The 20342-nt window shown below is 62.9% G+C and carries 18 protein-coding genes; 10 read left to right on the top strand and 8 right to left on the bottom strand.

All coding sequences use genetic code 11. The annotated features are described in order from the left end of the window. Positions 1-10: 10 nt before the first annotated feature. Both RHP72_RS27655 and RHP72_RS27650 read left to right on the top strand, forming a co-directional pair. Positions 11-688 (top strand): GAP family protein, encoded by a 678-nt coding sequence (locus RHP72_RS27655; RefSeq protein WP_064113576.1) that lies wholly within the window; start codon positions 11-13, stop codon positions 686-688. A 25-nt stretch (positions 689-713) separates the two neighbouring features. After that, positions 714-2288 carry a carboxylesterase/lipase family protein gene (locus RHP72_RS27650; protein ID WP_311094083.1) on the top strand — a complete coding sequence of 525 codons (1575 nt, stop codon included), beginning with the start codon at positions 714-716 and terminating at the stop codon, positions 2286-2288. A gap of 4 nt (positions 2289-2292) precedes the next feature. Here RHP72_RS27650 and RHP72_RS27645 read toward each other — a convergent pair whose 3' ends face one another. Then, positions 2293-4251, bottom strand: a complete 1959-nt coding sequence (locus RHP72_RS27645) for a BTAD domain-containing putative transcriptional regulator (protein ID WP_058226811.1) — start codon at positions 4249-4251, stop codon at positions 2293-2295. A 98-nt stretch (positions 4252-4349) separates the two neighbouring features. On the opposite strand from RHP72_RS27645, the gene RHP72_RS27640 reads away from it, so the two are divergent. Further along, positions 4350-5228, top strand: a complete 879-nt coding sequence (locus RHP72_RS27640) for an alpha/beta fold hydrolase (RefSeq protein WP_003942926.1) — start codon at positions 4350-4352, stop codon at positions 5226-5228. A 71-nt stretch (positions 5229-5299) separates the two neighbouring features. After that, positions 5300-5785 carry a hypothetical protein gene (locus RHP72_RS27635; RefSeq protein WP_311094082.1) on the top strand — a complete coding sequence of 162 codons (486 nt, stop codon included), beginning with the start codon at positions 5300-5302 and terminating at the stop codon, positions 5783-5785. A gap of 34 nt (positions 5786-5819) precedes the next feature. Here the strand turns inward: RHP72_RS27635 and RHP72_RS27630 are convergent, their stop codons facing one another. Next, the gene (locus RHP72_RS27630) at positions 5820-6797 is read right to left on the bottom strand and encodes an ABC transporter substrate-binding protein (protein ID WP_003942949.1); all 978 of its coding nucleotides are present in this window, start codon (positions 6795-6797) and stop codon (positions 5820-5822) included. Positions 6798-7041: 244 nt separating this feature from the next. Between RHP72_RS27630 and RHP72_RS27625 the strand changes: the two genes are divergently transcribed. Genes RHP72_RS27625 through RHP72_RS27615 form a run of 3 tightly spaced genes read left to right on the top strand, consistent with a single transcriptional unit; the run spans position 7042 to position 10940 of the window. Next, positions 7042-8595 (top strand): MBL fold metallo-hydrolase, encoded by a 1554-nt coding sequence (locus tag RHP72_RS27625; protein WP_003942885.1) that lies wholly within the window; start codon positions 7042-7044, stop codon positions 8593-8595. Between the two features lie 14 nt (positions 8596-8609). Then, positions 8610-9275 carry a YoaK family protein gene (locus RHP72_RS27620; RefSeq protein ID WP_047272319.1) on the top strand — a complete coding sequence of 222 codons (666 nt, stop codon included), beginning with the start codon at positions 8610-8612 and terminating at the stop codon, positions 9273-9275. Positions 9276-9314: 39 nt separating this feature from the next. Beyond that, the gene (locus tag RHP72_RS27615) at positions 9315-10940 is read left to right on the top strand and encodes a cation:proton antiporter (RefSeq protein WP_311094081.1); all 1626 of its coding nucleotides are present in this window, start codon (positions 9315-9317) and stop codon (positions 10938-10940) included. On the opposite strand, the gene RHP72_RS27610 is transcribed toward RHP72_RS27615, so the two are convergent. Next, positions 10941-11378 carry a DUF2867 domain-containing protein gene (locus RHP72_RS27610; protein WP_007730272.1) on the bottom strand — a complete coding sequence of 146 codons (438 nt, stop codon included), beginning with the start codon at positions 11376-11378 and terminating at the stop codon, positions 10941-10943. It abuts the gene before it with no gap. A gap of 53 nt (positions 11379-11431) precedes the next feature. Here RHP72_RS27610 and RHP72_RS27605 point away from each other — a divergent pair, with 53 nt between their 5' ends. Then, positions 11432-12004 (top strand): TetR/AcrR family transcriptional regulator, encoded by a 573-nt coding sequence (locus RHP72_RS27605; protein WP_039973149.1) that lies wholly within the window; start codon positions 11432-11434, stop codon positions 12002-12004. 179 nt (positions 12005-12183) lie between these two features. Then, positions 12184-12312, top strand: coding sequence for a hypothetical protein (locus RHP72_RS27600; RefSeq protein WP_003943237.1), 129 nt, complete (start codon positions 12184-12186; stop codon positions 12310-12312). A gap of 61 nt (positions 12313-12373) precedes the next feature. On the opposite strand, the gene RHP72_RS27595 is transcribed toward RHP72_RS27600, so the two are convergent. After that, on the bottom strand, positions 12374-13258 hold the full coding sequence (locus RHP72_RS27595) for an SDR family oxidoreductase (protein ID WP_054826737.1): 885 nt from the start codon (positions 13256-13258) through the stop codon (positions 12374-12376). Between the two features lie 56 nt (positions 13259-13314). Here RHP72_RS27595 and RHP72_RS27590 point away from each other — a divergent pair, with 56 nt between their 5' ends. Then, the gene (locus RHP72_RS27590; protein ID WP_007730275.1) at positions 13315-13641 is read left to right on the top strand and encodes a helix-turn-helix domain-containing protein; all 327 of its coding nucleotides are present in this window, start codon (positions 13315-13317) and stop codon (positions 13639-13641) included. A gap of 8 nt (positions 13642-13649) precedes the next feature. Here the strand turns inward: RHP72_RS27590 and RHP72_RS27585 are convergent, their stop codons facing one another. From RHP72_RS27585 to RHP72_RS27570, 4 genes are all read right to left on the bottom strand, one after another. Next, positions 13650-14711 (bottom strand): alpha/beta hydrolase, encoded by a 1062-nt coding sequence (locus tag RHP72_RS27585; protein WP_134929595.1) that lies wholly within the window; start codon positions 14709-14711, stop codon positions 13650-13652. 84 nt (positions 14712-14795) lie between these two features. Next, positions 14796-16265 (bottom strand): cellulase family glycosylhydrolase, encoded by a 1470-nt coding sequence (locus RHP72_RS27580; protein WP_042451702.1) that lies wholly within the window; start codon positions 16263-16265, stop codon positions 14796-14798. 80 nt (positions 16266-16345) lie between these two features. Then, positions 16346-18469 (bottom strand): phosphocholine-specific phospholipase C, encoded by a 2124-nt coding sequence (locus RHP72_RS27575; protein ID WP_054826738.1) that lies wholly within the window; start codon positions 18467-18469, stop codon positions 16346-16348. 104 nt (positions 18470-18573) lie between these two features. Beyond that, positions 18574-20319 (bottom strand): Ig-like domain-containing protein, encoded by a 1746-nt coding sequence (locus RHP72_RS27570; protein WP_225320180.1) that lies wholly within the window; start codon positions 20317-20319, stop codon positions 18574-18576. Between the last annotated feature and the right edge of the window lie 23 nt (positions 20320-20342).

The following is a 20342-nucleotide window of genomic DNA, read 5'->3' as shown; positions in this document are numbered from 1 at the left end:
GGTCGCAGAAATGGAATCGATTACTGCGCAGCTCATCCCACTCGCCACCGGCGTCGTCATCAGCCCGATTCCTCTGGTTGCGATCATCGCGATCCTACTGTCGACTCGGGCGAAGGCAAATGCATTCGCGTACACCGCGAGCATCGTGCTGGCCGCGACAGCGATCACAGCAGCGACGGCACTTTCGACCACCGGAGTGGAATCGAAGTCCAGCGGCAGCGCGCATACCGTCCAGACGGTGTTCGCCGTCGTGTTCACTGTCGGTTTTCTGGCGCTCGCATACTCGAGTTGGCGTAGCCGTCCGAAAGACGATGCCGAGCCGGCGATGCCGTCGTGGCTGGCGCAGATCGACTCGATGCAACCGGCCAAAGCCGCGGTCCTGGGACTGTTGTTGACCGTACCCAACGCGAAGAACCTGCCGCTCGAACTCAAGGCAGGTTCGATCATCGGTGGCGGGCACCTCGGCTGGGTATCAGTGATCGCGTACTCCGTCCTGTTCGCGGTAGGGGCGTCCATCGCTTTGATCGTGCTGTCAGCATTGGCTGCCGTGCCCTCGGCGAAGGTGACCGATGCACTGAGCGCCACCAAAAGCACTCTGATCCGCCACAATGCAGCAATCATGACCGTTTTGTTCCTGATGCTGGCAGCATTGGAACTCTCGCACGTTGTCGAAGCCCTGTCGAAGTAGCAACTTGTTTTCGAGGAGAAATCGAATGACGATCACACCCAGCGAAGCGCCGGTAGTCGAGACAACGTACGGGCCGGTTCGAGGATCGACGGAAGGCTCGGTGTCGAGTTGGAAGGGGATTCGTTACGCGGCACCTCCGGTCGGTCCGCTGCGATTTCGCGCGCCGGTTCCGCCGCAGCCATGGACCGAGGTCCAGGACGCAACAGAATTCGGGCCGTGTGAGCCGCAAAGTCGACTCGCGATGATCCCGCTCGGTGAGAACGTTCCGATGGACGAAGACTGCCTGTTCCTCAACGTGTGGGCACCCGGCGCCGTCGGTTCTGATGCGCCGGGTAAACCGGTGATGGTCTGGATTCACGGCGGAGCGTATTTCCGCGGAGCGTCCAGCCAACCACTTTTCGACGCAACCACATTGGCTGAGAACGGCGACGTTGTCGTCGTCTCGATCAACTACCGCATCGGTGTGTTCGGCTTCGTCGATTTCTCGTCCTTCAATTCGAGTGAACATACCTTCGAGCCCAATGTCGCTCTCCGCGACATGATTGCAGCGCTGCAATGGGTTCAAGGCAACATCGCGGCTTTCGGTGGCGATCCCGACAAAGTGACGTTGTTCGGCGAGTCGGCAGGTGGCGGCGCGGTGACGACGCTGATGACCGTCCCGTCCGCTCGCGGCCTGTTTCATCGCGCTATCGCCGAAAGTTCGCCCGCCACCTCGGTGTACGGTAGTGAACGTGGTGAGATCGTCGCGAAGCTGTTTCTCGAGATCTTCAGCGGCGGAAGCGATCTGGGTCTGTTGCGGTCCACGTCTGCCGAAGACTTGATCGGGCCGTCAGACGAACTGTTTGCTCGCGTCCCCCAGGAGACGCCTGGCACTTTGGCGTTCGCGCCGATCGTCGACGGTGATCTGCTCCCTGACTACCCGGTGCGCGCGTTCCGTCACGGCAATGCACACCCGATTCCGCTGATCATCGGAACCAACAAGGACGAATCTTCGCTCTTCCGGATGATGAAGTCGCCGTTGATGCCGATCGATCCCGTCGTGATCACGTCGATGTTCGCGGAGATCGCCGACGAGCATCCAGGACTCGAGCTACCGGATCATTCTCAAATCGAAGGCGCGTATTCGGGACTGTCCAAGCTGGGCGCCGGTCTCGGTTTGACCCGTGATTTCGGATTCCGGCTGCCTACGTTGTGGATCGCCGAGGCGCACAGCAAGGTTGCGCCGACGTGGTTGTATCGCTTCGACTACGCGCCGCCGATGCTCAAGGCGCTGAAGATCGGTGCGACCCACGGCACCGAACTTGCCTACGTCTTCGGCAATATCAACCACGGGGCACGAGACATCACCTACAAGTTGGGTGGCTTGAGCGCGGCGCGTCATGTCTCTGAGCGCATGCAGGCGAGGTGGTTGGACTTTGCCAGAGCTGCAGGCGATTACGACGCCGGGGACGATCGCGAACTGGGTGCGGACCCGGGGTGGCCCACTTACGACACCGACACACGCTCGACACTGTTGATCGACAAACGCGATGCCCTCGTCGCTGATCTCGACCGCGAGATCCGGGAGGCGTGGGGTGAGACGGTGATTGCATTCACCTGACGGTTCAGCCCTGCTCCAATTCGGCCAGGTAGTGCGAGACGGGTCCCACGGTGAGCATTCCGCTTCCGGCGCCGGCTATTTCGGCGGCGGCAGGTAGGAGCGCCGCTCGCGCACGCTCCTTGACTCGACGGTCGCCGACTGCAGTCGCCGCTGCGGCAGTCAAGCACCACAGTGCCTCGGAGAGTAGGTCTTCGGGCGGGTCCGGCAATGCCTCGACGGCCTTCGCTGCTTCGTTCGTCTGCCCCTGTGCGATGAGCAGGTGTGGCCGGGCCCAGGGTTCGTAGGGGCCCCACTGCGTGGTCGGGTCGAAAATCGCCGGCAGTCCCCGCCATACGCGGAGGGCGAGAATTGCGAGAGGGAGTATGCCGTCCGCGAGACCCGGCATGCCGGCATCGGAAAGATTGACCGCCGCAGCTTCGTACAGCTTCTCGCAGTGCGCGGCCGCCGCGCCGGCAGCGGCAGTACGCATAGCGCGAAACCAGGTGGTGAACACCGCTGCCAACGGGCGTTCGTGACGTCCGGCCAATCGATCAACCGTCTCGGAATGTAGCTCGGCTGCATCGAATTGCCCAAGGGCGCTGAGGGCTTGCATGCGGATCAGATGGCCGAGGATCTCGAAGGTAGCCAGGCCGTGTCGAATGGCGAGGTCGACCAGTTCACGGCCGATGTCGTCGCGCTCGGAGGCCAGACCGTTAGTCCAGAACGTCTGCATGAACAATCCGTTCAGAGCGAAGGCCAGGAGCCCTGGATCGTCGAGAGCGCGACCGATCTGTACTGCGGCACGGGCACATTCGAGACCGTGATGACCGGGCAGTCCGCGCGATTCGAGTGCGATTGTCGCCAACAGTCTCGCCCGAGCGGGTTCGTTGCCGGCCGGAAGTCGATCGAGAGTGCGCTGAGCGGCCTCGACGATCTGCGTAGCCTGCCGAGGATCGTCGGATCGCGTCCAGATCCCGGGCACGTCGTAATTGCCGATGATCCGCGCGGTGAGTTCGACGTCGTCCAATTGTTCAGCGGCGCCGATGATTGTCAGTCGTTGGTTTCGGGCAGTCTCGAGTCCGCTTCCGCCCGCAACTGCCAAACTTCGGAGGAGGCCGACGGTTGACTCCAATCTCGATTTCGATCCTGCCGCTACGGTCCGGTCGTACGCTGCCGAAACCTGACTGAAGATCTGTTCTGCCCCTACAGGATCCAGGCGGGTTTCCCGGCGGAGAATGTCGGACTCGAGGTCGTTCAGTCGTGGACCAGGGTCGATGCCCAACTCTTCGGCGAGTAACTTCCGTGCGCGACGTAGGACTGCCAGAGCATCGCCTTGACGATCGGACCGGTACAGCGCCAGAGCGAGTAGTCGCCAACCCTCCTCGCGCCAAGGGTGTTCCGTCACGTGGGCATCCAGATCGGGAATCGCTTCGGCAGCTCGCCCGAGATCGAGCTGCGCGGATGCCAAGCGTTCGACGGCAGTCAGACGCAGTTCCTCCAAGCGTGATCGCTCCGTTCGGGCCCAAGGCTCGTCGGCGAACTCCGCGTAGGCCGGCCCTCTCCACAGCTGCAGCGCGGTTCGGAGCAGTTCGAGTGATTGCGCCGGCGTCGAATCTGCGGCTTCTCGCACCAGTCTTTCGAATTCCCAAGCGTCGACCGCGTCGGGTGCTGCATGAAAGGCGTAACCGGGCCCTTCGGTGACAATGACTTTCGGCTTCTTTCGCGGCGCGCGATCCGGTTCGAGCGCACGCCTCAATGCGGAAACGAACGTACGTATTGCGCTGGTAGCGCCGGACGGAGGATCGACCCAGAGGTCGTCGACAATCACGTCCACGGGAACAACACGTCCGCGGGCGACGACGAGACGAGCGAGGACCGCTCGGTGTCGTGGACCCTTCAGATCGATCTGGTGTGAAGACTCGTTCCACGCGACCACGGGTCCGAGCACTCCGAAAGCCGGGGCTTCAAATGTGTGGTCTCGCATTTCCCCACGCTATCGCGCTCATCGAACGCTCATCGACTGCGGCGAAGCTGATTGCCATCACCCCGACCTGCCATCACCCCGACTAACGAGAGCGATCGATGACTATCACCATTCCAGGCTTCGACTACCAGCAGATTTCCACAGCAGACGGAGTGCGGCTCAACGTCGCGGTCGGCGGAAGCGGAACACCACTCGTCCTTCTGCACGGCTTCCCTCAGACTCACCTCATGTGGCGTCACGTAGCCACTGCCTTGGCGTCGGATCACACCGTCATCTGCCCGGATCTACGCGGATACGGAGCCAGCGACAAACCGGTCGAGGAAAACCCGGACACCTACTCCAAACGAACAATGGCTGCCGACATCGTCGAGGTGGCCAGGAAATTGGGACACGAGAAGTTTGCCCTCGTCGGCCACGATCGTGGCGCACTGGTTGCCGTCAGAGCGGGGCTGGATCATCCGGATGTGATCACGCAACTCGGCTCGCTGGACGTGCTCCCCACCCTGGATATGTGGGACATCCTGCATGGATCGAATGCTGCTGTGGCGTTCCATCTCTATCTCATGGCTCAGCCACCTGGTCTTCCCGAGCAGATGATCAGCGCCAGCGCCGATGCGTTCTTCGAGTACTTTCTCGACGTGTGGACGCAGAACCGCGAAGCGATTCCGGTAGACGTGCGGGCGGAATACCTGCGCGCCTCACGGGAGGCGGTGCCGTCGATCGTTGCCGATTACCGGGCGTCGGCAGGCATCGACATCGAACACGATCAGTCCGATCGGGAGGCGGGCAACCAACTGCACATGCCGGTCACGGTCATTCAGCAGGACTGGGGCTCGATGCTCGGCTACGACGCCGAGGCCCTGTGGAAAGCGTGGGCGCCCGATCTCGAGCACCGCACGCTGTCCGCAGGTCACTTCATGGCAGAAGAGGCGCCTGCCGAAGTGGTCGAGGCGATCCGGACCCTACTCGAGAGGTAGTTTTGACGCTTCTCGGCTGTCGAGGTACTGGCGAGCGCATCACGTGCGTCGCGAATGGACGAGGGGGATCGATGGGTTTCTCGCTGCACTTCATGCGGGTGACGAAGGACGTGCAACTCGATGTTGATCGGGCGGCGGTCGCCGCTTTCCTCGATCAGCACGGGCTGCGCGTGGTCGAGAGCCCGTACGGAGGCGAGATCGTCGACCGTGACGACAGGGCATTGACGATCGACGGGGCCTTCTCCGACCATCATCTCGACTCGCTCGAGCAGAGCGATCCACTCAGTGGTGGAATCTTCCACGCGACGCTGTCGCCTGCCGAGTGCGCGTTCGTCTACGACCTCTGCGCGGCGGCTGGGTTCCTGATCGTCAACCCTCAGGGTGACCCGACGTTTCTCGTTCCCCAGCGCAATCACGAGCCCGACGACGTTTCCGAGTTGGAGGACGTCGTCTGGGTCGACAGCGCCGAGGAACTGGCGCGGGCGCTCACCGGTGGTTTCCAAGCGTTCCGCGAGTTTCGGGACCGCGTGACAGGACGAGCCGCCGGTGCCGAATGATCGGGGCCCCGTCGGGTTGACGAAGGTCGGGTTTCTACCGCTTGACCCCGGCCGCCAAGTCGTCGACGAGAACCTTGGCGGTCAAGGCGTATCCCGCGGCCTTGTAGTAGTCGAAGGGAATCACTCGACCAGCCTGCGCGGCGGGCAGACGCTGCCACGTCGGCGAGGTGTACACGCTGCCGGAGGCGCTGCGATCCAAAGCGAAGATGACGTCGGCTTCTTCGAGACGGTTGAACTGCTCCGATCCGAGCATCACGCGAAGGTCGGGGCCTTCACGGAGCACCTCGAATCCCAGGTCCTCGGCGACGGCGGTGCGGAAATCGTTCTGGAACCACGCGATCTGATCCTCCGCGGCGGCGACGAAGGCAACCTTCTTGCCGGCCATCAGCGGTTCGACGGTCGGGCGGACCTGAGCTACATGGGCGTCGTACTCGGCGAGTACTTCTTCGGCGCGATCGCTGCGCCCGATGCCGGTGAGGAAGTCCGACATGACCTTCCGCCACTCCGGGGTGAAGTCCTTGCCGACGGGCAGGACCGGTGCGATCTGCTGCATCCGGTCGTTGCCGTACGACCCGGTGTCCCACCAGCCGGCGCTGAGGACGAGAAGGTCGGCGCCGAGAGTCGAGATGTATTCGAAGTTGGGATCGGAAGCACCTTCGGCGAAGATCTCGACACCCGTGGCATCCGGGACCTCACGGCGCAGGTGTTCGGCTGCGCCGGTCGGGTAGGCGGTCACCGGGTATCCGGCGAGGATCGACAATTCGAGGCCGTCCCGCGGATCGAGGGCAACGACGTTCTGCGGGTCCGTCGGAATGATCAGCTTCTCGTCGCCGCGCGTGAACTCGAAGGTCTCCGCGTTCTCGGGCGTCGAACTTTCCGTGCTGCCGCAGGCGGCGAGAAACGCGGCCGCAGCGACGCCCGCGCCGACGCCGAAGAAACCGCGTCGCGTCAGGTTGTCCACGATCGCCCAGTAGTCGCGATCGGTCGTGGAGGGAGAAAGGAGTCGAGTCATGCTTGTTAGGTTAGCCTTAGGGGCTGTCTTCGGGAATGCTGAAACAGCTCCCGCGAACGCCAAGAAATACGGCGAACACGCCAGCACAGAGAGTGTTGTCCGCGTCACCGGCAGGTCTGATTCACAACCCACTTTCGACCTCTGACGTGCATGACGTCACAACCGGCCGCCTCCTCGATCGCGATTTGGCCCTGATCGCGCCGACTATGCTGAGTTGACCAGCAGTACGATTTCGGAGGTTGCAATGCAGATCACCAGCGTCGGCCACGCAGGATTTCACATCCAGACCGAGGCCGGATCCATCCTGTGTGATCCATGGGTGACCCCGACGTATTTTGCGTCCTGGGTGCCGTTCCCCGACAACACAGAGTTGGACTGGGACGCGCTGGGCAATTGCGACTACCTCTACGTCTCGCACCTGCACAAGGACCACTTCGATCCGAAGAATCTGATCGCGCACGTCAACAAGGACGCCACAGTCCTGCTCCCCGATTACCCGGTGCCGGACCTCAAGCGTGAACTCGAGAAGCTCGGCTTCCACAAGTTCTTCGAGACGGAAGACTCCGTCAAGCACACCGTCAGCGGTCCCAAGGGCGATCTCGACATCATGATCATCGCTCTGCGCGCTCCCGCGGACGGTCCGATCGGTGACTCGGGCCTCGTCGTCTCGGACGGGGAAACCACCTGTTTCAACATGAACGACGCCAGGCCCGTCGACCTGGACCCGCTGACCGACGCCTTCGGGAAGGTCGACATCCATCTGCTGCAGTACTCGGGCGCGATCTGGTACCCGATGGTCTACGACATCCCGAAGGGCACCAAGCGCAACTTCGGCAAGCAGAAGCGTCAGCGCGGCATGGACCGCTGCCGCAACTACATCTCCCAGGTCGACGCTGCCTGGGTTGTTCCGTCGGCCGGCCCGCCGGTCTTCCTCGACGACGACCTGCGTTACCTCAACGACGATCACGGCGACGAGGGAAACATCTTCCCCGACCAGATCACGTTCCTCGAGCAGATGCGCATCAACGGCAACGATCGTGGTCTGCTGATGATCCCCGGCTCGGCCGTCGAACTTCGCGGAAGCGAGAAGGTCGCGCTGACGCATCCCATCCCGGACGCAGACGTCGACAAGATCTTCTCCAACAAGGCCGAGTACATCGAGAAGATGGCGCAGAAGATGGCACCGGTCATCGCCGCGCAGAAGGCCACGTGGGCTCCGGCCGAAGGCGAGCCGCTGCTCGACGGTCTCAAGGCCAAGTTCGAGCCGATCATGGCTCAGTCCGATCTGATCTGCGACGGAATCGGCTACCCCGTCGGACTCGTGATGGGAGAGGAGACGGTCGTTCTCGACTTCCCGAAGCGGATCGTTCGTGAGCCCATCGACGGAGAAGGTAAGTACCGCTACGGCTTCCGCATCGCTCCCGAACTGGTTCGCACCGTTCTGCGCGACGACGAGCCCGACTGGGTCAACACCATCTTCCTGTCGACACGCTTCACGGCGTGGCGCATCGGTGGGTACAACGAATTCCTCTACACGTTCTTCAAGTGCCTCACCGACGAGCGCATCGCGTACGCCGACGGCTGGTTCGCCGAGGCCCACGACGACAGCGCGTCTATCGAGTTGGGCGGGTACGAGATTCAGCGTCGTTGCCCCCACCTCAAGGCGGACCTGTCGAAGTTCGGTGTCGTCGACGGCACCAACCTCACCTGCGATCTGCACGGCTGGCAGTGGGATCTCGAGACCGGCCGCTGCAAGACGTCCAAGGGCCACGAGCTGCGCACCAGCAAGCTGAGCTGAACCGAGCTCGTCGGGTGACGGGATACAGCAGGTCGCTGATCGGCCTGGCGACAGCGCTCGCCGGGTTGGCCGGTTACGTCGACGCGCTCGGATTCATCACGCTCGGTGGGCCTTTCGTTTCGTTCATGAGCGGCAACATGACGCAGGCGAGCGTCGCATTTGCCGACGGGGTGTGGTCGACCGCGAGAGTTGCCGGCGGAATCATCGTGCTCTTCCTCCTGGGAATCGCGCTGGGAACCGTCGTCACCCACTTCACGGAGCGCTATTCGGTCCGGGCTCGCAAGGTCACGGTGCTCGCGGTTGTAGCCGGGCTGCTGTCCATCGGTTCGGTGATGAGCAGCCTCGACGTCACCCCCGGCGCGATCTCGGCGATGGCCTTGGCGATGGGAGCCGTCAACTCGGTGTTCCAGCGCGACGGCGAGGTGACGATCGGTGTCACGTACATGACCGGTGCGCTGGTCAAGATGGGCCAGCGTCTGACCGGAGCCTTTCTGGGTGGCCCGAAGTGGGCGTGGCTGCAGCACTTCGGGATGTGCGCGGGGTTGATCGCGGGCGCGGTGGTCGGTGCGCTCGTTCATCGGTGGATCGGTCTTCACGCTCTGTGGCCCGCATCGGCGTTCACGGTTGTTCTGATCGCCGTCGCGTGGCGGGTCTCGCCCCCGTCTCCGGCAAAGGTGTAGAAAGAGCCAGACACAAATCCGGGGGTACAGGGGGAAGCAGTGGATGCTCTGATCATTGTGGTGCTCGGACTGCTCGGAATCGTCGCGGCCTCGACGCTCGGAGCGCGGATCGGAGTCGCAGCACCGTTGATTCTGGTGATGGCCGGGATCGTTGTCAGCCTCTTACCATTTGTCCCAGCAGTGGACATCGACCCGGAATGGATTCTGGCAGGCGTGCTTCCGCCACTGCTGTACTCCGCCTCGGTCTCGATGCCGTCGATGGAGTTTCGGCGTGAGTTCGGTGCCATCGGTGGGCTTTCCGTTCTGCTCGTGGTCGTGAGTGCGCTTGTTCTCGGTGTGTTCTTCTCCTGGGTGATACCAGGACTCGGTATCTGGTGGGGCATTGCACTCGGTGCGATCGTGAGCCCGACGGATGCCGTCGCGACGTCCATCGTCAAGAAACTCCCGGTCTCGCCGCGGGTGGTGTCGATCCTCGAAGGCGAAAGCCTGCTCAACGACGCCACCGCTCTGGTTCTGTTGCGTACTGCCATCGCCGGGGCCGCCGCATCGGTGTCGCTGTGGAGTGTGTTGGGCAAGTTCGCTTTTGCCGTCGTCGTGGCCGCGGTCATCGGAGTTGTCGTCGGCAAGGTCAACCTGATGGTTCGCGCCCGTGTCACCGATTCGACGGTCAACACGGTCATCTCGTTCACGGTGCCGTTTCTGGCGGCGATCCCCGCCGAAGAGTTGGGTGCGTCAGGGTTGGTTGCTGCAGTCGTGGCCGGGCTCGTCACCGGCTACGACGCTCCTCGGAAGCTGTCACCGCGACACCGGTTGTCCGACTCCCAGAACTGGCGCACAGTCGAATTGGTCCTCGAAGGTGCGATCTTCCTGGTGATGGGCCTTGAACTCTCGTCGATAGTCGACGATGTCCGGGTCGACCACGAGGGCATATCCACGGCGGTCTTCGTGGCGGCGGGTGCACTGTTCCTCACGATCTTGGTGCGGGCTCTGTACGTGGCCCCGCTCCTGCGAGCGCTCCAAGCGCGGGCGAATTTTCGTGAACGCATGAAACCCAGACTCTCCGACATCGCGAATCGCCTCGACAATCCCGAGGATTACCCGCCAGACGAACGACGCAGCAGGCGCCGGGCACCTTCGGCGAATCAGATGGAAAGGTTCAAGGTTCGGGTTCGGCGGACGGTTGCCGATATCGACTACTACCTTGCTGCGCCGTTGGGATGGCGTGAAGGCACGATCGTCATCTGGGCCGGCATGCGCGGGGCGGTCACTCTGGCTGCAGCGCAGACTCTGCCGGAAGACACCCCGAGTCGATCGCTCCTGATCTTGGTTGCGTTCCTGGTGGCAGCAGGCTCGTTGATCCTTCAGGGAGGAACGTTGAAGCGCGTCGTAGTGGCGACCGGTCCGGCAGCGCAGGACCTCACCGAATCCGGACTAGACGAGCATCGCAGGTTGCTCGACCTCCTCGAAGATGCTGCTGCGAGTGTCGTTCCGCCAGAGGGTCGGTCGAAGAAGAGGATCCGCCTCGACGTGATCGACGCGCAGCGTCAGGCACTGATCGACGCACGTGACGATGGCGTGTTCGACGCACGGATGCTCGGATCGGCACTTGCCGCGCTGGATGCCGATCAGATCAGCCTCGAACTCAAGGGCGGTCCGGACGGTTGATCACGTGCACAGTCTCTTTCGAGCGGACGTCATCATTGCCCGCGTGATCACGCCGTGCAGTACCTGAACGGGTGCGAAGTAGATTCGGCCCGCGCGGTTCTTCAGCTCCACGGCGGTGACGACGTGCAGGAGGCCGGCGTCGTTGTCGGCCTGAACCGAGGCGACGAATCGTAGGTGTTTCTCGTCCGCTTCGATGAGGGCCTCGCCGTCGGCGATCTTGTCGACGGCAAAGGTGTCGGGGCGTCCCTTGGCGATGCCGAGCAGTCCGACTATCCGCTCCCTGAGCCAGAACATCGCGAGGACGGGTGCGGGGACATTCCTGACGTCGAAGACTGCCTGCGCCCACTCCTCGGATGTATGGGTCGGAACAGACGGGATGGTGATCGTGGTGGCTTCTGCCCAGTCCGGTGCAGGCATTGCCTTGAAAGCGAGTGTCATTTCGTCCTCCGTACGGTGCCGTATGGAACTTACCCATACGGTACCGTACGGAGGTGCCGAATGCCCGCGCCCGACTCTCTCGCGACCAGTGGATCGATGCAGCTTTCCAGGCTCTGACAAGCCATGGGCCTGATGCAGTTGCAGTGGAAAAGGTGGCGCGCACGCTCGGATCGACCAAGGGTTCCTTTTATTGGCACTTCGCCAACCGCGACGAATTGCTGCAAGCTGCGCTCGGCCGGTGGGAAGTTTTGGCAACCGAGAGACTGATCTCCTCCGTCGAGTCCTCTGGTGAACCGGCGGAGGTGAGGTTGCGTCGTCTGGTGGATTCGGTCACGACCGGATTGGCCGGTCGCCGTGCGGAGTTGGAACTGCTTGCCGGGATCGGCCATCCTTTGGTTTCGGCGGCGGTTCGACGTGTCACCGAGCGTCGAGTTACCTACATCGTGACGTTGTTGGTCGATCTGGGGATGGACAGGCAGAAAGCGGAACATCGTGGCGTACTTGCCTATTCGATGTACCTGGGGCAGATGCAATTGGTACACAGTGCGCCCGATGTGGTTCCTGGCAGCGGTGCGGACGCTCAGGCGCTCGCCGACGAGTTCGTGAACATGGTTCTGGCCAGGTAAGTCCGCCGTCGAACGCAGCGTGATCTGCGCATCACCCTGCGCTTTCAGGTGAGGGACCACACATTGCGCGTAACCCATAGTTACAGATACTTTGAGGTCAGCTGAAGTGGGGTGCCGGATATGTCGACATTTCCCGGAGGCGCAAAACCGTTTCACGACAGGAAGAAAGGTGACTCACCATGAGCGTTGTGCTTATTTCGTTGCTGGTCGCCGCTGGACTCACCGTGCTGGCCACCAGTGACGGTGCCGGTCTGGACTTCGGGAGTCGGCAGCTGAACCGCCAGTTGAAGACCCGCACGCACCGGTAACCCCGGAAATCGGCCGGCTCCACGCGATACTTCGCGGAGCCGGCCGTTTGCGTCGTTCCGGTCAGTTCACTCCGAGATCTGCCAGCCAGGCCCGGGTGCTGCGGGCGACGATGCCCAAGGCAACGGCAGAACCCGTCGCGGAGTCGAACGCGACGCTGTCGGCAGATTTGAGTCCCGTGTAGAGCTGGGAAACCCCGGCTGCTGCGCCCCCTCCGATGATCGGCGCAATCGACGCACCGAAGGCATCGGGCGTCACGGCTTCGAAAGTTACCGCGCGCGAGAAGTGTTCGGCGAATGCTACGGCCAGTTCGATGCCGGTGATCGCCGGAATCTGTCCGATGTCGACCGCGTCCGGTGCTACGTCGAGAGTCAGGGCCGCAACGGCTGCATCAGCGACGTCGAGATGTGAACTCCATGCGACCGCGAGATCGGCACGCAGTGGGTAACGCAGGACCCCTTCGTCTTTCACCCCCGACAGCACGGTGGGCAGAAGAAGATTCTCGAGGAACAAACGCGGGGTCAGGACGGTCACCGCGATACCTTCGGCGCGGAGTCCGTCGACGAGCTCGGAGAGAACGGGTGTGTTGGGACCGGCAAGCGGCGAAGTAGCGTCGCGGGTCACCGTGCCGCTGGTAGAGATCACGAACCGCGAAGGACCTGTCACTCTTGCTGCTGCCAGAACGTTGTGGGCGTAACCAGCTAGCGTCTCGGTGTCACCGGCGAGTGGCAGGTGGAAGAACACCCCGTCTACCCCGCGATAAGCGTCGGCGAGAGAGTCGACTGACGCATTGTCCGCGACGACGGTGTTCGCACCCTCGAACGTCTGGTCGGGGTTGCGGGTGATTGCTCGGACTTCGGCACCTGTCGATCCGGCGAGAGCCGCGACCAATCCCGCGAGAACGGGAGAACCCTGTGCGCCGGTGGCGCCATGCACTGTGTAAGTCATGACGCCTATAGTTCAGATTGGGAACCAGTTACTTCAAGTGAACTAATGGGGAATCGATGAGTGAATCAGGTCACGAGCTTCCGGAGTGCGGCGTCGCGCGCTTTCTGCTGGTTCTGGACGGACCGTGGGCAACGCTGATCGTTCGTGAGCTCACGCACGGCCCGATGCGCTTCACGGAACTACGACGCGCATTGCCCGGCATCAGTCCCAGGACACTGTCCGCCAGACTCAAGCGATTCGAGGAGTTCGATCTGGTGACCCGGACTGCCTACGCCGAGGTGCCGCCGCGAGTGGAGTACGAACTCACCGCGACGGGGATGGAACTGCGCTCCGTGCTCGAAGCGATGGTCGAGTGGGCGGATCTGGCACTCCCCGTTTCGTGACCCTGCCCTCAGTGCGGGCCCGAAAGTCCAACCCGCAGAGCGCCGCAGGCCTCGAACATCGCATCTTGACCGGTATGGCCGACACCGGTGGTGTTGACGAAGGCATGGATCAATCCACTGTGACGCCTGAGTGCAACCGGGACTCTGGCCTCTCGCAGCCGGTTCGCGTATTCCTCACCCTCGTCGCGTAGTGGGTCGAAACCGGCGACGGCAACGTACGCGGACGGTAGGCCGGCCAGGTCCGGAGTGAGCAGCGGTGAGACTCGCGGGTCGAGAGCCGAAGCGCCGCCCGACAGGTAATGGGCTGCATACCAGTCGAGTTGGGCGTCGGTGAGAAAGAAGTCGGTGCCGAACATCTTGTGCGAAGGGCGCTTCGACGAAAGGTCCACCCAGGGGAAGAAGAGCAGTTGGAATACTGGTTTGACGTCGTCTTCGGTCGTGGACTGCGCGACGACGGCAGCCAAGTTCCCACCCGCGCTGTCTCCGCCTACCGCAATGGATTTCGGATCTGCACCCAGCTCTGTGGCATGCTCGACGCAGTACCGGAATGCGGCGACGGCGTCATCGACCCCGGCGGGGAACGGGAACTCCGGTGCTAACCGGTAGTCCACCGACAACACACTGACCTCGCCGTGGCGGGCCAGGAAGCGGCACACACTGTCGCCGCTCTCGAGGCTGCCGAGGACGAACCCGCCGCCGTGGAAGTACACCAAAAGTGGAGCGGGCGTTGAGACTCCGGCCGGGCGATACAGCCGAGCCGGAATCGCGTGATCCCCGGCCGGGATCTCGAGGTCACGTACCGTCTCGATGTCGATGGGCGTACCGCCGAACAGTCGCGATTCGGCGTCGATCTGAGCCCGTCCCTCTTCGACCGGAAGATGCTCGAAGCTCGTACCTTCGACCGCTGAGAGCAATCTCAGCGCAAGCTGGATCTCGGGGTGCAGAGTCTGCCCGTCGATCTCCTTCGGCTTGCCACCGAGAATGCGCTGCGCCCCGGTCGGTAAGGCGCCGACGACATCGAGCACCACCCGCGCAAAACGATCTTGGACAGACATCTTCTCCGTGGACATACTCGCCTTCCGTCGGCCGATCACCCGTCGCTTGTAACGTTACGAAAGAACTGGACAAATATCCAGGAATCTCGACGCTCGCGATCAGCTTGCCGGCGTCACCGTGACTGTGACGGGGCCCGCGTCGTCCGCGGTTTCCACTGTGAGAAGACGGCTTTGGGGGTTCCAGTTCACGATGTCGGCGCCCGCGACGTCGACGCCGCCGGGAAAGCCGCTTTCGGGTAGGTAGATCTCGGTCGGTGCCGTCACTGCGGGGTTCGGGGTGAACGTCAGCTGAAGGCGGTCAACGGTCGAGGACCATTCGGTGGGTGTGCCCGCGACGGCTCGCGGATATGGCTTGTTCAGGGTGTCGACGAGGAGTGTCTGCGATCCGTCCGGCAGGTACGGGCCCCAAGGACCTGGATCACTGGACCAGTAGGAGACACCCGCACCGAGTTCTCGGGCGGTCGTGTAGACGCGGTCGATGTAGTCGGTTGCGCCGGGCAGTGTTGTGTCGAGCCCGAATTCGCCGAGAATGATCGGAACGCCGCCGAGTACGTTGCCTGCGATGTGTTCGACGCTGTCGCGCCAGGTGTCGATGGTCGCGTCGGTGAGTGTGCGTGAGAGGCCGGAGTATCCGTCACCGAGGTCGAGGGGCAGCGGGTACAGGTGTGGGCAGTAGGCGATTCGCTGTTCGCCGGCTCGTGGGTCGTTGATCTTCGTGAGCCCGCTGGGGACACCTTGGTTGACGCCGACGGCCTGCGGGGCCACACACACCCAGCTGTCCTGATCAACTTCCCTGATGGCGTTGGTGGTTCGCTGATACAGGGCAGCGAGGGGCCCACCTTCGAAGGCGGGGCCTTGGAGGGAACCGCCCCACGGCTCGTTCATCAGGTCGTATGCCACGACGGTGTCATTGCCTGCAAAACGTTCGGCCACCGCCTGCCAGGCGTTCGCGTAGTGCTCGACCAGTTCGGGATGTTGGCCGGTGGTGTTCCAGAAGTTGTCGAATGCACGCATCACACCGGGTTGGACGTAGTACAGCTCCCAGCGGTCTTGAGGGGTGACCGGAAGGCCGTCCATGTAGGTCGCCCAGGCCGGCGCGCCGTTGCCGATGTTGCCGGCGCCGTTGCCGCTGTTGCCCTCTGGTGTGATCGCGCCGGAGTAGACGTCCTGATGCATGTCGAGCATGACCTTGTAGCCGCGCTCGGCGTACCAGCTGACCCGGTCCTCGACGCGGTCCAGATATTCCTGGTCGTACTGTCCCGGCGCTGGCTCCACCGAACGCCAGGAGATCAAGAAACGCACGAAATTTGTTCCCATGTCGGCATGTTCGCGCTCGAGATCGGCTTCGGTGAACTTCGGCATGCCGTCGGGTGCGCTCTTTGCGCTCGACGCCGTGTTGAAGCCTCGCAGGATCAGGGAGCGCCCGGCGTCGTCGGTCAGGTACGACGGTGGCACCGACGTGCCATCGGCGCTCCCCGACGTGGGCAGGCTGCCCTGAGCCGCGGCAATTCCGCCGCCCAGTATCAGTGAGCCCGCGACTATCAGTGCTGAGAGCGGGATACGACGCACGGAAACTCCTTCTGGGTGTGTGGATGGATTGACTTGTCCGAATGGGGATTCGGCCCTGGGCTTGAACGCTCGGTGTCGATTCACGTCGGTTGGCTTACGCTGGTCCGCCCGTTTTCGATGTGTCCGACGAGCACGCGCTTGAATTCGGGATCTTCGTCGACCGTCACGGCGGCCTGATACCAGCCGTCCACCGAACGCACCGTCCACCGAGAGTGTGCACCGGCAGCGAGTTTGCGTCGGTTTCCGTCCACATTGACCGTCAGTGCACGACTTCCGGAATTGGTCGCCGTCAGTACAAGCGTGCGCGTCCCTGCGTCGACAGTTGTCGAGACGTCGAGCGAGGCTGCCGCACTGTCTGTAGCTCCGCTGAACTCGCGCCTGAAACCGTTGGGACCCAACAGGGTCAGGCTGTAGACGCGATCACTGAGCGCAACGGTGTCATCGACCTCACCCAGGAGGTCGTAATGCCGTGGCTCGTCGAACTCACCTGCGTACGGGTACAAGGCCAGGTGCGTTGATGCGGCGCCGGTATTGGCCAGATGGACCGCCAACGAGCCGGTTTCCGGGTTCACCGTCGTGTAGGCGTCGGGCTGATAGGGAAGGGCCCGTGCTGGTCGAGTGCCGCTTTCCTGCAGGGGCATTCTCTGTTCGGTGGGAGGTGTTGGCGTCCATCGCGGTTCCAGCGGTGGTGTGGGTTGCGGGCGCGCCAACGTCGGCCGGCTGCGCGGGTTGGCGAAGTCGAACGCCGACGTCAGGTCGCCACTCACCGTGCGTCGCCACGGGTCGATTTCCGGTTGCGTGATTCCGAACCGCTTTTCCAGGAATTGCGTGACGGACGTGTGGTCGAACACTTGTGAACAAACGAAACCGCCAACAGTCCACGGCGAGATGATCGTCATCGGCACCCTCGGGCCGAGGCCGAGCGGCTGATTGCCGACCCATTCGGTTTCGACCGAGCGCGGTGGTCGAGGTGGCGGTACATGGTCGAAGTACCCGTCGTTCTCGTCGAAGTTGACGATCACGGCCGTCTTCGCCCACAGATCCGGATCGGACGCGATGGCGTCGAGTACTTGATAGAGCAGTGTTGCGCTCGCTGCCGGTGACGAACCCGATGGGTGCTCCGAATCCACCTCGGACGGAACGAGATAACTGACTTGCGGCAGTCGACCGGACTCGACGTCTTTCTTGAACTCGGCAGCCAGTGTGCCGGGCCGGGATCGGTACAGCGCGCGATCGTAGAGTTGGCGATCAGCAGGCGACAGTTGGTCTGCGGCATTCGCGAGGGCCAGTACCGCTGCGTCCTGGACCGGCGCCGGCATCGACGGCAGGGCGAGATAGAACCCGGCCAAGGTCTGGATTTCGTAGGGGAGCAGGCTTGGCCGACCAAGCAGCCCTGCCGCCACTTTCTTGAAGGCAGTGAAGTATTCGAGGTTGTTGTCTCCGAAGTTGTCCCACTCCTGGTAGGTCTTCCAGGAAATGCCGGCGGACTGCAACCGCTCGGGAACCGTCGTCCATCCGTAGCCGGCGTGCCAGGGGTTGTAGGCCGCATTGGTTACAGCTCGTCCCCCGGGACCGGGTGGATCCGAAGGCAGGACCGACTCGGTCGGATTAGGCGAAAGTGGCTCGTATCCCGTGTATCCAGAGACCCAATAGTTCCGGTTGGGGCTCGTGGACGTCGGAACGGAGCAGTGGTAGGCGTCGCAGATCGTGAACGCGTCCGCCAGTTCGTAGTGAAAGGGAATGTCTTGCCGGTCGTAGTAGGCCATCGTCGTGCCGGTTTTTGCCGCGATCCAACCGTCGTGCCAGCCGTCGGCGAGTGCGGCATGTCCGCCCGCCCAGCTGTGGTCGAGTCCGGTCACGTTCTGGGTGTCCATGCGTTGCGCCGCAGCCGAATCGCGGATAGGGAAGGGGAGCACAGGACCGGTAGGCCCGGGTTGTTCGAAGACGCTGTGGCCGCCGCGCAGACGCAGCGCATTCGGATCCCCGAATCCGCGAACACCCCTCAGTGCGCCGTAGTAGTGATCGAAAGATCGGTTCTCCTGCATGACGAGGACTACATGCTCGATCGAATCGAGCCCGCCGGAGTTTGCGGGTGTCGCCAGTACACGTTGAAGCGACGGCGGCAGAAGGGAAGTAGCGGCGACTGCAGTTGCACCGACCCCGGCGGCGAGAAACGACCGTCGAGAAAGAGAATTCCTGGACACTTGTGCTCCATCGCTAAATCAATCAGTTCTATGACCACGGCCGCAACAGGCTGCTGCCGCTGCTCCGAATCGGTGCAGCGGCAACAGTGTCGAGAAGAATTCGATCAGGAACCGAAGAGACCGCCCAGTGAACCGAGGCTGCCCGAACCGCCGTTCCCGCCGTCGTCAGGCGCAGCAGAAACCTTGACGACGGATTCGTCCGACGCGGACTGTGTGAATCCACTTCGCCCGGCGTATGACGCCTTGATCCGATGATCGCCCGTCGATGCGAAAGTGTGCGTCAGTCGCGCCACTCCATCGACTCCGACGACAACGGGCTGTCCGATGGGTTGGTCGCCGTCGTAGAACTGAACCGAGCCCCCGCCGGGGTTGGGGGTGACCGTCGCGGACAGTTCTGCCGCGACATTCTGCTTGGTCGTCGCGGGAGCTGCCAGTGAGGTCGAGGTGGTGACATCGGACGGTGCGGGATCAGACACGGTGACCGTTTGAGCGGGTGCCATCGACGGCATGAATCCTGTTGCGCCGGAGTAGTAGGCCGAGACGGCATGAGATCCAGCCGAGGTGAAGGCATGTTCCAGAGTGGCTTTGCCGTCAGTGCCCACCGGGACCGGAGCGCCGATATCTGCAGCGCCGTCCTTGAACTGGAGAGTGCCACCGGTGGGTGTCGGCGTGACCTGCGCCCTCAGCGACACCGAAACGCCCGTCTTAGCATCGGTGGGAACGTTCACGGCCGTGTCGGTCTGCTTGACGACAGGTGCGGCAGTCACCGTCACCATCGCCTCGGTCGAGTTGGAACTCTGGAATCCGTTGACGCCCTGGAACGTTGCGGAGACCCGCGCGGTTCCGGCGGTGAAGAAGGTATGCGGTAGCCGGGCAGTGCCGTCGGCACCGGGCGTGACCGGTGTACCGACGTCGGCGCCGTCCACCCTGAACTGCACGTTTCCGTTGACCGGGGCCGGATCCACCTTTGCGACAAGCTCGGTCGGTGTGCTGGCTTGGATCGAGCCGGGCATCTGGATTGTGGTGGTTGTCGGTTGGCTGACGTAGATGGTGGTCAGGGCCTGCCCACCGGCGTTGAGGCCGGAGTTCCTGTTGTCCCGCGGGGAGCAGTTGTAGCGCTCCCAGTAGTTGACTGTGAAGACATCCTTTTCGCGCTGGACGAATGTGAGCGCATTTCGGTCGTCGTCGTAGTTGGCGGAACCGGGATCGGAAACCCTCAGCGAAGGCTTGATCTCGGTACCGGCCGCACCAGCTTTGACCGTGACGTCGACTGCGGGGAGTCGGAACTTGGTGTTGGCACCGACGATGATGCCGTCACTCGATCGAACTGCGGAGGACGGACCGTTTCCGGTGGTTCGATTCGATCCGGAGATACGCAGGTGCGTACCGGATGCCGATGGATTACCGCCGTCGTCGATCCGTGTGACTGTCGGAGTGGCACTGTCGGATCCGAGGCCGTACGCACTGTCCGCCACAAGCTGGGAACTCACGAATTCGACGCCGGACGGGATGTCGAAGTCGTACTTGATCCGGGCCCAATGCACGACTCCACGGCTGGCATGGCCGCCGCTGTTTGTCTTCATCTCGTTCGGCTGCACGCGGTAGGTGACGGTCTCACCTGGTGCCGCGGTGGTCGGCGCGGTGATGGTGACTCCCGAGCCGAGTGTCTCGTTGAACGTGATCGGGCTTGCCACACCGTCCATCTCGCGCACATGGCATGCAGTTGTGAAGGCCACGCTCTTGGTCTCGGGGGCAGCCGAGGCGATCCCGCCGCCGACGATGGAGAACAAGCCGCCGGCCAGTACCGAGACGGTTGCAATCGCAGAGCCGCGTAGGAGTTTCGAGTTCATCGTCGAATCCTGGTTTCTGTTCA

The organism is Rhodococcus sp. SG20037, assembly GCF_031763325.1.
GTDB classification, from domain to species: domain Bacteria; phylum Actinomycetota; class Actinomycetes; order Mycobacteriales; family Mycobacteriaceae; genus Rhodococcus_F; species Rhodococcus_F qingshengii.
The sequence above is the reverse complement of the archived record's forward strand: the minus strand, read 5'-3'. Positions and strand labels throughout refer to the sequence as shown.